Annotated in this window: 13 protein-coding genes; 10 read left to right on the forward strand and 3 right to left on the reverse strand. The window is 41.8% G+C overall.

Annotated features, from left to right (window positions below):
* Window positions 1–694: 694 nt before the first annotated feature.
* Together typA and LPTSP_RS06660 are read right to left on the reverse strand one after the other, a co-directional pair.
* The gene (gene typA / locus LPTSP_RS06655) at window positions 695–2509 is read right to left on the reverse strand and encodes a translational GTPase TypA (RefSeq protein ID WP_108928023.1); all 1815 of its coding nucleotides are present in this window, start codon (window positions 2507–2509) and stop codon (window positions 695–697) included.
* Window positions 2510–2635: 126 nt separating this feature from the next.
* Window positions 2636–3493 (reverse strand): pirin family protein, encoded by an 858-nt coding sequence (locus LPTSP_RS06660; protein WP_108928024.1) that lies wholly within the window; start codon window positions 3491–3493, stop codon window positions 2636–2638.
* A 177-nt stretch (window positions 3494–3670) separates the two neighbouring features.
* On the opposite strand from LPTSP_RS06660, the gene rplU reads away from it, so the two are divergent.
* The 10 genes from rplU to rsfS all read left to right on the forward strand — a co-directional run bounded on the left by rplU (window position 3671) and on the right by rsfS (window position 10605).
* A complete protein-coding gene (gene rplU, locus LPTSP_RS06665; RefSeq protein WP_008593635.1) occupies window positions 3671–3982 on the forward strand; it encodes a 50S ribosomal protein L21 in 312 nt (103 codons plus the stop codon).
* Window positions 3979–4299, forward strand: a complete 321-nt coding sequence (locus LPTSP_RS06670; RefSeq protein ID WP_108928025.1) for a ribosomal-processing cysteine protease Prp — start codon at window positions 3979–3981, stop codon at window positions 4297–4299. The genes rplU and LPTSP_RS06670 overlap by 4 nt, the downstream gene beginning before the upstream one ends.
* 2 nt (window positions 4300–4301) lie before the next feature.
* Window positions 4302–4556 carry a 50S ribosomal protein L27 gene (gene rpmA, locus LPTSP_RS06675; protein ID WP_108928026.1) on the forward strand — a complete coding sequence of 85 codons (255 nt, stop codon included), beginning with the start codon at window positions 4302–4304 and terminating at the stop codon, window positions 4554–4556.
* 95 nt (window positions 4557–4651) lie between these two features.
* The gene (gene obgE / locus LPTSP_RS06680) at window positions 4652–5701 is read left to right on the forward strand and encodes a GTPase ObgE (protein WP_108928027.1); all 1050 of its coding nucleotides are present in this window, start codon (window positions 4652–4654) and stop codon (window positions 5699–5701) included.
* On the forward strand, window positions 5688–6554 hold the full coding sequence (proB, locus tag LPTSP_RS06685; RefSeq protein ID WP_174704442.1) for a glutamate 5-kinase: 867 nt from the start codon (window positions 5688–5690) through the stop codon (window positions 6552–6554). The genes obgE and proB overlap by 14 nt, the downstream gene beginning before the upstream one ends.
* On the forward strand, window positions 6551–7813 hold the full coding sequence (locus LPTSP_RS06690) for a glutamate-5-semialdehyde dehydrogenase (RefSeq protein WP_108928029.1): 1263 nt from the start codon (window positions 6551–6553) through the stop codon (window positions 7811–7813). Before proB ends, LPTSP_RS06690 begins: the two co-directional genes overlap by 4 nt.
* A 16-nt stretch (window positions 7814–7829) precedes the next feature.
* Window positions 7830–8438 (forward strand): nicotinate-nicotinamide nucleotide adenylyltransferase, encoded by a 609-nt coding sequence (locus tag LPTSP_RS06695; RefSeq protein WP_108928030.1) that lies wholly within the window; start codon window positions 7830–7832, stop codon window positions 8436–8438.
* Window positions 8438–9031 (forward strand): bis(5'-nucleosyl)-tetraphosphatase (symmetrical) YqeK, encoded by a 594-nt coding sequence (gene yqeK / locus LPTSP_RS06700; RefSeq protein ID WP_108928031.1) that lies wholly within the window; start codon window positions 8438–8440, stop codon window positions 9029–9031. The genes LPTSP_RS06695 and yqeK overlap by 1 nt, the downstream gene beginning before the upstream one ends.
* A 42-nt stretch (window positions 9032–9073) precedes the next feature.
* On the forward strand, window positions 9074–10222 hold the full coding sequence (locus LPTSP_RS06705) for an LCP family protein (RefSeq protein WP_108928032.1): 1149 nt from the start codon (window positions 9074–9076) through the stop codon (window positions 10220–10222).
* A 2-nt stretch (window positions 10223–10224) separates the two neighbouring features.
* Window positions 10225–10605, forward strand: coding sequence for a ribosome silencing factor (rsfS, locus tag LPTSP_RS06710; protein WP_108928033.1), 381 nt, complete (start codon window positions 10225–10227; stop codon window positions 10603–10605).
* Here rsfS and LPTSP_RS06715 read toward each other — a convergent pair.
* Window positions 10602–12686, reverse strand: a complete 2085-nt coding sequence (locus LPTSP_RS06715; protein WP_108928034.1) for a thioredoxin domain-containing protein — start codon at window positions 12684–12686, stop codon at window positions 10602–10604. The genes rsfS and LPTSP_RS06715 overlap by 4 nt on opposite strands.
* Window positions 12687–12750: the final 64 nt, after the last annotated feature.

Here is a 12750-nt window from a genome sequence, read left to right on the forward strand (position 1 = left end):
GATCTTAAACCGATCGTTCAATTAAAAATAAAGATAAAGAATATTCTGAAATTATAATATGTTTTACACCATTCGGTGTAGCAGAATCTCTGTATCGATCGATACATTGTGAAACTTATTTAGAACATATACTTTCAATCTGTTCAGAAAGTGATACAGAATCTGCGCATCCCCAAGAACAGGAACACCCACCCTGGCTCCAAACGCTAAGTTTTAATGTACACCAACAACCGTGCTCGCAAGACACTGGACCCGAAAGCTTTCTTACAAGAATTTCATTCTTCAGCAAATAAACAGATTCTCGATCGGGAGCAGACCAAAAGATCGGAATTGGACCAAATATAAGCCCATTTTTATCACTAGAATAGGATTTATAATAATGTACGATACAAGCTCCATCGGTTTCAATCCGCAAAGGGGGCTTATTCATAGATTTTTGATAAGAATTTACAGTATCTGAGTATAGTGTATCTACTCTGAATCTGTCTCGAGTTGAATACAACATGAACCCGAAACAGTTAAATAAAGGAACTATGATGAACGCTATGACAAACCGTTTGCAACAGAATAACTTCATACTAAGCCCTCAAATACTACTCTCATAAATCCTATGGAATTAAGAAAAAGGACAATAAAAAAGCCCCAATAAGGGGCTTTTTACAATGTGGTTCGTTGGGAAAACCCTTGAAGTTATTTATTTTCCAGCGCGTTTTCTCATGTTTGCATCTAAGTGCTTCTTACGAAGACGCATACTCTGAGGGGTTACTTCTAGAAGTTCATCATCATCCAAGAACTCGATATTCTGCTCTAAGCTGAATTTGCGAGGTGGAATCAAACGGATAGCTTCGTCCGCCCCAGAAGATCTTACGTTAGTCAGTTTTTTCTCTTTTACTGGGTTCACTTCCAGGTCGTTGTCCCTGGAATGGATCCCGATAATCATTCCTGGATAAACAGGAGTTTGAGGATCGATGAGAAGTTCCCCTCTTTCCTGGATTTTCCAAAGAGCATAACCTGTAGTTTCTCCGGAGTCCATAGAGATCAATGCTCCGTTCTTTCTACCTGGGATCTCTCCCTTATAAAGATCGAATCGTAGGAAGCGGCTGGATGCCACTCCTTCTCCTTTGGTTTCCGTTACGAAATATCCTCTGAATCCGATGATACCTCTGGTAGGAATTACGAATTCCACTCTGGTCATTCCGGACGGATGAGCATCCATCAATTGGAGCTCTCCCTTTCTGCGGTTCAGCTCGGAGATAATACTTCCGGTGAATTGGTCAGGTAGATCCATTACGAGATACTCGTAAGGCTCCAGCTTTTCTCCGTTTTCTCCCTTCTTGATGATTACTTCAGGGCGGGAAACTTGTAGCTCGAAACCTTCTCTTCTCATGGTTTCGATGAGGACGGAAAGATGTAATTCTCCTCGGCCTAAAACCTTGAAGCGGTCTTTGTCTTCAGTTTCTTCCAAACGCATCGCTACGTTTGTTTCTAATTCTCTATCCAAACGTTCACGGATATTTCTGGTAGTTACGAATTTACCCTCTTTGCTTGCAAAAGGAGAATTGTTTACCATAAAATACATGGATACTGTAGGTTCTTCTACCTCGATAGCAGGCATCGCTGCGGGCCTTCCAGGTTCACAAACAGTGTCTCCGATAAATACATCAGGTAGTCCTGCAATCGCAACGATGTCTCCGGCTTCCGCCTCTTCTATCTCGTTACGTTTCAGACCTTCAAAATTGTATAATTTAGTGACTTTTAAAATTTGGGTCTCGTCCCTTCCATTTGTTTTAGGGGAAAGTTGAACTACGTTCATTCCTCTTTGTAGTCTTCCGTTATAGATCTTACCGATCGCAATACGGCCCACGTAATCGTTATAATCCAAAGAAGTAACTTGGAATTGTAACGCAGCGTCTATATTCGCTTTTACCGGAGGAACATGCGAGAGCACTGTATCTAACAGTGCATCTAAATTAGTGCTAGGAGCATCTTCCAATTTGCTGACTGCCCAACCTTGTTTTGCAGACGCGTATACAATCGGAAAATCCAATTGCTCGTTGGTTGCACCTAAATCGCTGAATAAGTCGAAAACCATGTCTACGACTGCGTCAGGACGAGCTCCATCTCTATCGATCTTATTGATCACTAAGATAGGCTTATGTCCTAATTGAAGTGACTTACCTAATACGAATCTGGTTTGAGGCATGGGTCCGTCGAATGCGTCTACAAGAAGAAGGCAGGAATCCGCTGTGGAAAGAACCCTCTCCACCTCTCCTCCGAAATCCGCGTGACCTGGAGTATCCACTACGTTGATGCGAGTTCCTTTATAAATAACTGCAGTGTTTTTGGCTTTAATAGTGATCCCTTTTTCTTTTTCGAGATCATTACTATCCATGATTCTTTCCCCATCTTCCTTGGCAGTAACTGCGCCGGTTTGGCGTAAAATGCCGTCTAGAAGGGTTGTTTTACCGTGGTCAACGTGTGCGATAATGGCTATATTGCGGATTTCCATGCTATGACCAAAATTTACGCAGGGGCCAGGGTGACAAGGTGGAATTTTAGGAAATTCTTTTCAAAGAGATGAAAAAGAACCTATAAAATCGCTATTAATAGCCAGTTTTAAACGATCCTAAAGATCTTAATGTTCAGGCAATGGGATCCTTTCTGTCTCACCGGGCACATGAGCAAATCGATCTTCTTTCCAATCTACTTTTGCTTGTTCTATTCTTTCTAAAGAACTGGATACAAAGTTCCAATACATATGCCTTGGGGTAGAAAGTGGGGTCCCACCTAAGAGTACGATCCTGGAAGTTTCTTCCGCTCTGAATTTTACGGCTCCACCTTTCGGATAGATTGCCATATCTCCTACTGAGACGTCCTTTCCTTCCGCGTCGACCTTTCCTCTGGCGACATAGATGCCCGCTTCTTGTTCTTGAGAGACTTGCAGTTCTACTTCTGCGCCTGCTTCGACCTCGAGGTCTGCATAGAATAATGGAGAATATACTTTAACCGGAGAAACTTCTCCCATGAAGGAACCTGCGATCAGCCTGAGTTCCCAACCTCCTCCGCTGACTGTGGGCAATTCTTCTCTTTCATGATGAAAAAATTCAGGAGAAGTTTCTTCGAATTCTTTAGGAAGCGCCACCCAGGTCTGGATACCTTCTAAGATATTATATTCAGGATCTAGTTTGGATCTTTCGCTATGTACGATTCCGGAACCTGCGGTCATCCAGTTCACTTCGAAAGGGCGGATATCTTCTACCTTTCCGATGCTGTCTCTATGGGTGATCACTCCGTCATACAGATAAGTGACTGTTGCAAGACCTATATGAGGATGAGGGCGGACTACAATTTCAGTCCCGGTCTTGATGGGAAGTGGACCCATATGGTCCAAAAAAACAAAAGGTCCCACGGACCTGGCTTCGATCTGAGGAAGCACTCTTCTTACAAAAAAACCGTCTCCCAAATCTTTTTTCTTAGCGATAAGATATCTCATAATAGTATAGACTATTAGATCCGATTCCCTGAATTCTAAGCAAGATTTAAAACCCGAATAACGGAAGGTATCGGGTGAAAGCGAATCTTCTTCCTTGGAAATCGTACCCCAAAACCCTTGACACCGGCCCAGACCAGTCAAAACTGGTCAAAACTCGAGAAAACTAGGCCAGTAATCATGTTCGCGATCATCTCTGTCGGCAACCGACAATTCAAAGTCACTCAGGATCTTGAATTCCTGACTGAAAAGACCGGTAAGAATGCCGGAGACACCTTCGACGCTAAGGTGTTACTATTTGCTGAAAATAATAAGGTCCATATCGGATCTCCGGAACTTAAATCCGCTAAAGTCTCTCTGAAAGTATTGGAAGACGTAAAGGGAGAAAAAGTAAGAGGTTACGTTTACAAAAAACGTAAAAACTCTCAGAGAACCTGGGGACATAGACAACAACTGCAAAAAGTTAAGGTAGTTTCTCTTTCGGCAGTTTGATCCGGATTAAGATACTCCGAAAAGGAGAAGAAATCCTAGGTTTGGAATCTTCCGGGCATGCTTCCAAGATGCACGGATCCAAAGGACAAAATCTTCTCTGCGCCGCTGTCGGAGTACTCATCCAAACTCTTTACCTGCATTTAAGCAAGGAAGGGTTGGCAAAAGAAGCGGTAATCGGAGACGGGCTCTTGGACTTCAAGATCGTCTCCGGAAAAACGACCGATCCGATCGTTCATGCGGGATTCAATCTCGTAAAAAGCGGATTGGTCAACTTGAAGGAACAATATCCTTCTGAAATTGAACTCATAGGAGAATAAACATGGCACATAAGAAAGGTGGCGGTTCTTCCAAAAACGGACGCGATTCCCAATCCAAACGTCTTGGTGTAAAACGTTTCGGAGGAGAACTAGTTTTAGCTGGTAATATTCTCGTTCGCCAAAGAGGAACAAGATTAAACGCCGGAAAAAACGTAGGTGTAGGTAAAGATCATACACTTTACTCTCTTGTCGAAGGTCACGTTAAATTTGAACAAGTTACCAAAACTAAAGTTCAAGTTTCCGTTTACCCGAAATAAGCATTAGATCTCAGATTTAGTGCGTGGAAAAGAAAGGCCTTCCGGGGATTTTTTCCTCGAGCCTTTCTTTTTTTATTTTAAGGGCCTAATTCAACATGGAAAAGTTTATAGATGAAGTTGTGATCGAAGTTACCGCCGGACATGGTGGAGCCGGATCCATGCATTTTCGAAGAGAGAAATACGTGGAATTCGGAGGACCTGATGGTGGTGACGGTGGGATCGGTGGTAATATTATCATCCGCCCTAACCTTTCCATGGTCACATTAGATCGTTATCTTACTAAAAGAAGATTTAGAGCCCAGGACGGATTTCCAGGAGAAGGTAACGAAAGATCCGGAAAAAAAGGAGAAGACCTAATCCTTTTTGTTCCTCTCGGGACACAGATCTACGACGAGGAAAGCGGAGAACTACTTTACGATTTTATAAAGGACGACGGAGAGTTCCAGGTCGTCAAAGGCGGAAGAGGAGGAAAAGGAAATACCCATTTCAAATCTTCTACCCACCAAACCCCTAAATTTTCCCAACCGGGAGAAGACGGGGAATACAAACATCTACGCCTGAGCCTAAAATTACTGGCAGATGTGGGAATTGTAGGACTTCCTAATGCAGGCAAGTCTACCCTACTTTCCAAAATTACGGAAGCACATCCTAAGATCGCAGGATACGCATTCACCACACTTTCTCCTAACCTAGGTGTGGTAAAAAGAAAAGGAGATATCTACCGTTATACGTTGGCGGATATTCCAGGGATCGTAGAAGGCGCAAGCAAAGGTATCGGCCTAGGACTTTCCTTCTTAAGACATATAGAAAGAGTAAAAGGTATATTATACGTTTTTGATGCAGCTGCATTGGACATCCAAGAGGATTTCAAGATGCTGCAGGCAGAATTGAGATCTTATAATCCGGAACTTCTCAACCGACCGCATTTGATCGTTTTAAATAAAATCGATATCTGGGAAGACCAGAGTTTTACGGAAGAATTACTCAAGTCCGTTTCTTCCTTGGGAAGGGTGATCCCAATCTCCGCCCAGGAAGAAATTAACTTAGAGGAATTACTTTCTGTAATGGATTCCACATTCTTCCAAAAAGAACTGGAAGAATTACATTTTAACGAAGAAGAACAGCGGGAAAATTCAGATGAATAGAAATGATCTGAACGAGAGAATCAAAACATCCAATAAAATAGTAATTAAAATAGGTTCCGCAAGACTTGCAGGCTCGGAAGAGGAAGTGAATGATTTCCTTTTTAGTCTGGTTTCGGACATACGCCATCTCAGGGATCTTGGAAAACAAGTGATCCTAGTTTCCTCCGGAGCAATCGCAAGAGGAAGAAAACTTTTAGCAACACTTCCAAACTCCGCAGAAGCCGGAGAATCTCTTCCGGAAAAGCAAGCTCTGGCTGCCATGGGCCAAAACCGCCTGGTGAATTTATACGACAGTTTTTTTTCCAAGGTAAATCTCCCGATCGCTCAGATACTATTCGGCGTCTTGGACATGGAAAATCCGGAAGGATTTAAAAATCTAAAAAATACCTTTGGACAACTTTTGGATTGGGGCATTCTTCCGATCGTAAACGAAAACGACTCAGTCGCCACGGAAGAAGTAAAATTCGGAGATAACGACGTACTTTCCGCTATCGTAAGTCTAATCGTAGAGGCGGATCTTCTGATCATACTCACAGGTGTAGAAGGTTTTTTAAAAGATGGAAAACTTCTGCCTTTCTTGGAAGAAGTAGGAAAATCTGAACTTTCTCAAGCGGGAGGCCCAAGCGGCCCAGGCACCGGAGGAATGTATACCAAACTCAAGGCGGCTTCTATCGCAAGCGAGGCAGGAATTCCTTGCGGGATCATAGACGGAAATCGCAAAAATTGCGTGCGTGAGTTTATAGAAACGAATACACTCGGGACATTGGTTGTCTCTAACGGTAAGAAGAAACACTTTACGGAGGAGGAAATTAAATCCATTCTCCGAGCCAAACGTAACGGAGGTCAGGAATGATCCAAAGATCCGCAGAATCCATCTACGTAGACGAACTTTGTAAATCCGCGAAAGATGCTTATAGACAAATCCGATCCATCAATACTTCCAAAAAGAATAAGGTTTTGGAAAAGTTAGCCTCTGCTTTGGTTTCTAGAAAATCCGAAATTTTAAAAGAGAATGCAAAGGACTTAGAAGCAGGAAAATCAAAAGGTTTATCTTCTGCACTTTTGGACAGATTGACCCTGGACGAAAAAAGGATCCAAAGTCTGTCTAACGCAGTTCTTGAAATTAAGGCTCTTCCCGATCCTGTGGGAGAAACTGTAAGAGGCGCTACTCTTCCGAATGGGATCAGACTAAACACAAAAAGAGTTCCTTTGGGTGTGGTCATGGTGATTTACGAATCCAGACCGAATGTTACCATCGATGTGGGAGCCTTATCTTTCAAATCCGGGAACGCATGTATCTTGCGTGGCGGTTCCGAAGCAATCCACTCTAACACGATACTCGCAAAAATTTTCCAAGACTGTTTAAAAGAAGAAGGTCTGCCTGCGAATGCTGTCACCTTCGTAGACAGAACGGAAAGGGAATACATGGTTCCTTTCCTCAAACAGACTTCATACATTGACATAGTAGTTCCTAGAGGTGGAGAAGGTCTTATCCGTTTTGTTTCGGAAAATTCTCTCATCCCTGTTGTAAAACATGATAAGGGAGTGGTGAATCTTTATATAGATAAGTCCGCAGATCCTAAAAAAGTTTTACCGATCGCGGTGAATTCCAAGGTGCAAAGACCTGGGGTCTGTAATGCAGCCGAAAACTTAATTATACATTCCGAATATCCTTATATTAAAGAACTTTTGGACGAACTTGCATCCAAAGGTGTACAACTTCTTTTGGACCCAAAATCCTTGGCAATTTTTCCGAAAGGACAACCTGTTAAGAACGAAGATTATCTAGAAGAATTTTTAGATCTGAGATTTTCCGTAAAAACGGTAGATAAGATAGAAGAAGCTATCGAATTTATTGAGGCGACTAGCTCAGGTCATACGGAAGCGATCGTAACGGAAGATATTAGCGCTGCGAATTTTTTCAGTCGTTCCTTGGATTCCGCTGCGATCTTTGTAAATATCTCCACTCGCTTTCATGACGGAGGAGAATTCGGACTCGGAGCAGAAGTTGGAATTTCTACTGGAAAATTGCACGTAAGAGGTCCGATGGGACTTGTACATCTTACAACTACCACTACATACGCAGAAGGAGAAGGACAGGTCCGAGGATAAGGGACCTTCTATCTTCATGAACTCTTCCGGTTTGGTCGGAGTGTTTGGCGGGAGTTTCGATCCTCCTCATCTAGGCCATGCAGAAGTGGCGTCTAGTTTTTGGGAAAATTTCCCGAACGCAAAAGAACTTTTGATCGTTCCCAACCATACTTCTCCATGGAAAAAGAATAAAAAAACTCCTCCGGATATGATCTTAGATCTAGTTCAGGCACAGTTCCAAAGTTTCCCGAATACAAAAGTTTGGGACTGGGAGATCAAAAGAGAAACCCCAAGTTATACTGACGAAACTATTTTAGAACTTTTGAAAGTGATGCCTGGAGCGAAACTCTGCCTTTTGATCGGGGAGGATAATTATTCCGAATTCCATAAATGGAAAAACTGGGAGAATATTTTGAATAAGCTAGATTATCTATTGGTGTTCAGAAGATTTTCAGAGTCCATTCCTCAAAATCAAAACCTGCAAAAATTCAAAGATAAGATCGTATTTTTACGAAATCGGATCATCGAAGCGGCGTCCATAGATCTGAGAGAAGAACTTCCCAAATGTATTTTGGAAAATCGGAAACCGGTTGCTTTGTCTGATAAAGTATGGGATATCATACTTAAAAATAGATCTTATTGCTAATGCTTCCGAATACTACTCCAGAACAGATAAAATATTTTACCGATATTGTCCCGAAGGAAATCACTAAGACACGTTGGGAACATAGTCTTAGGGTGGCCGAGATCGCAGAAGAGCTTGCAAATGTTCATTCACCTAATGAATCCAAGGAAGCTTATTTAGCAGGTGTGGTTCACGATATCACCAAACAAAAAACCAAAGAATTCCATTTGGAACTTTTTGCAAAAGTAAAGGACTCTGAATCTCCTAAACTTCCGGAAGCAGCCTGGCATTCCAGATCCGCGGCTTATTATTTGGAAACAGAATACGGTTTAAAGACAAGATCCGTTTTAGATGCTGTGAAACACCATACATTAGGCGGAGAGGACTTAAACCTTTTGGCTTGTATCTTGTATGCAGCCGACTTTTTAGGTTCCGAGTTTGCGGAAAAACAAAAGGACTATTCGGAATGGAGACACAAGGCAAAGGAAAATCTTTACTTTGCCGTTTTGAATAAGGCTATCCATACCATGCAGGACCTTTTGGATCATAAAAGAGAAATCCATAAAAGAACGATCTCTATGTATCATTTCGCCTTGGGAAAATTATCCAATTGACAGGGTTATTTTTTCTTTCTGAATGGAATCCGAGGCTTTGACTTGAGTCCTAACAAACCGATTCGAACTTTTAATCTTTTTCCACTATGGATCGCCGCAGGCTTTCTGTTTTTGGCATTGTTATTTTTTCTTTTTCGTAATTTCAGAAGGACCGGCCTGGACGAAAAGATCAGCTCAGGTAAACCGATCCATATACTTTTCCATGCAGTTGGGAACGACGATGTATATGAGTTCGGGTTTTTAGCGACCATCTTCCCTTCTCAAGAAAGGGTGGCTTTATTCTTCTTTCATCCGATCACTACATTCGAAGATCCGGAAGATAGTTTAGAACAAATTAAATCCAAGGCACCATCCGTAGTAAAAGATGCAGTCCAGGATATCTTAGGTTCCAAGCCGAATTATACTGTAAAGATAAACGCTTCTGCCTTTATTAAGATAGTGGATATCTTAGGTGGAGTGAATTTATATACTGATAATAGGACCAATAGAGTTTCTCCTTCTTACGTGAGAGAACCAGGTTTGTATTCTTATTCTGGAGAAGATGCGTACGATTACGTTTCTTATATGGATAAGAAGGAAACCTTGGACTATCTGGACCGTATCAGCAGACAAGAAAGTGCGGTTCTATCCGTTTACGAGACCTTATACGAAAACAAAGAGTTACTGAATTCATTTTGGTCGGAGATGGTTTTCAGTCTGGTAGATTCCGATTTTTCCAAGGAAGATTTTTACACTCTTCTAAAATTCGCAACTTCTCATAGACTTGCATTCGGGATCACCGAGCTCCCAGGTGAGCCGGCTTTAGATCCAAAAACAAGACGTTTATTCTTAACTGCAGATCCTGCGAGGGCTTCTGTTGCTGTTCGAAAATTTCATAAGGATGTATCTGCTGAAATTTTCACAGACGGAGAATATGCCAGAACGGAAGTATTGAACGGAACCGAAGTGGCAGGACTTGCAAAAGATGTAAGAACTACTCTGGCTGATAAAAGGATCAAGGTCCTTTCCGTGGACAATGCTTGGACCAAAGATATTAAGAAGACGATCATCTTAGATCGTTCCGGGAACACCGCCGTGGCGGATAAGATTTCCTCCATATTAGAAAAAACAAAAGTATATCATGTATTAAGAAAGGATCTAGGACTGGACTCCACAGTTCTTCTTGGATCCGATATAGAGCCTAAAAAATAAATATGAGTCCTTCTTCTCCCAAAAATACCCCGGAAAACACAATGGAAATCCTGAAAACTATCCATAAGATCATGCAGGATAAAAAATGCGAAGAGATCGCGGTCTTAAACCTAGAATCCGTGCATTCATACCTAAGTTTCTTTTTGATCTGTACTGTGAACTCCGCAGTGCAAGCAAATGCAGTCGCAAGAGAGATCAAAAAAGCATTAAAAAGTTTTAAATTACCTCATAAAGAAACGGATAAAACAGGAACGTCCGCTTCTTCCGGTTGGACCTTATTGGACTACGGTGAATTCATAGTCCATATCATGACCCCGGAAAAAAGAGAATATTATAATCTAGATAGGCTCTGGAGAGATGCAGAGAGAATAGAACTCTCTTAATCTTCTACCAATTTTTCTCTTAAACTAGTCCAGTCTGATACGGGGAGTTCGCAGTGAAATCCTACGCAAACGTAAGCTTTCACTCCTCCTCCTGAATTCCTGTTTTTTAGAAGTAGGAATTTTTCTCCATTCTCTTCCGCTTCCTTATCGTTTGCCCATACAAACACTGTCTCCGGCAAGAATAAGGAACCTACACCTTTCCAAATCGGTAATAGTTCCTCTTGGCTGGAATATACTACTGCAAGTTCTCTTCCTGGAGATTTTCTGAGCCATAATGCGGAAAGCATATATGGATAATTCATAGGATATGTTTCCAATTCAGGTTTGAAATAAGAGAAGATAGAATCCGCATATTGCAGATATTTCTCCGAGTCCACTCCTAACTTTGAAAGTAGCACGAATGCAGTCGCAAAGGAACTATTGGCAGAAGGTTCCACTCCATCGTACCCATCTACTGTCCTTCTGAGTAATACCTCTCCATCTATCCCGGAATCAAAAAACGCACCGGAAGGACTTCGGAAAAGTCGGATCGCTTCCTCTGTGTATCGGATCGCATTCTCCAGATATCTGAATCCTTTTCCGGCTTGGAATAGATATAAAGAAGCTAATACGAATTCCGCATAATCAGAACTATATGCTAAGAATCTGGCTTCACCTTCTCTAAATCTTCTGAGCAATCTTCCGTCCTCTCGGATCAGATTTTTTTCCAGGAACTTATAGGTTTCTTCCGCTTCTCTTAATAAGTCCCCATCCCCAAATGCGATTGCAGCTTTTGTCAATGCCTTGATATACAAACAATTCCAAGAGAATAGGATCTTATCGTCCCTGAGAGGTCTGATCCTTTGGGAACGTCTTTCTAAAAGTTTTTTTCTGTTTCGTAAAACAATCTCTGCTAACTCGGAAGGCTCCAAACCATGCAGTCTGGAGAAATTCATTCTAAAAGATTCATGCAGGATATTTTTCTCTTCGAAATTTCCTTTTTCGGTAATATTCCAAAATTCATCTAAGAGAAAAGAATCTTGTCCGCAGACTTCTCTTATTTCTTCTTTTGTCCAAAGATAGAATAACCCCTCTTCTCCTTCCGAATCTGCATCCTCTGCACTTGCGATCCCACCACCTTGTAATCTCATATCTCGATGAAGATATTCGATCACATCGTATGCATAGTCCTTGTATTTTGCTTCCCCTACTGCCTGGTAACATTCTACCAATGCTTCCAAAAAGAGAGAGTTATCGTACAACATTTTCTCGAAGTGAGGGACCAACCAATGATGATCGGTGGAATACCTACAAAGTCCTCCACCGATCTGGTCGTAGATCCCACCCTTCTTCATTGCAGTCAGGGTCTCTTCTACCATTTCGAGAGCTTTGGGTTCACCTGTAGATTTATGATAACGTAATAAAAAGCTAAGTCCCATACTGGGCGGAAATTTATTTACGGAATTAGATTTAAAACCTGCGTAATCCGGATCATAAAATCGATCATATAATAAAAATCCATTCTCGAATACTTCGGATCCGGGCGAAGAAATCTCGGAAGCACCCGCAAGTGCTCTAGTCTCTTCGGATTCTTTTAAGTGTTTGGTCAGATCTTCGGAAGCCTCGAGTAATTCTTCCTTCTTCTCCTTCCATAGGCCCGTTAAAATTCCCAAAACCTCTGTGAAACTTTTCCTTCCATACTTAGGAACAGGAGGAAAATAAGTACCCCCTGTAATCGGTTTACCTTCAGGCGTTAAGAACATATTCAAAGGCCAGCCTCCCTGCTGTCCCATGGCATGTAACGCATCCATATAGATCCGATCCACGTCCGGTCTTTCTTCCCGATCCACCTTGATGGAAACGTAATCTTTATTCAAAACTTCCGCAGTTGTTTCGTTCTCAAACGATTCCTTCTCCATTACATGGCACCAATGACAAGTAGCGTATCCAATGGATAAGAAGATCAGTTTATTCTCGGATTTTGCCTTTGCAAATGCCTCTTCCGACCAAGGAAACCAATCCACTGGATTGGTAGAATGTTGGAGTAAATAAGGACTTTTTTCAGACGCGAGTCGGTTCAATTTTTTATCAGGAGTTTTCATCGATTTTAAGCTGTCTAGACTTTTACTTTAGATTTTTCGATTTGGCAAATTCTTCCGAACCAAA

Source organism: Leptospira johnsonii (genome assembly GCF_003112675.1).
GTDB classification, from domain to species: domain Bacteria; phylum Spirochaetota; class Leptospiria; order Leptospirales; family Leptospiraceae; genus Leptospira_B; species Leptospira_B johnsonii.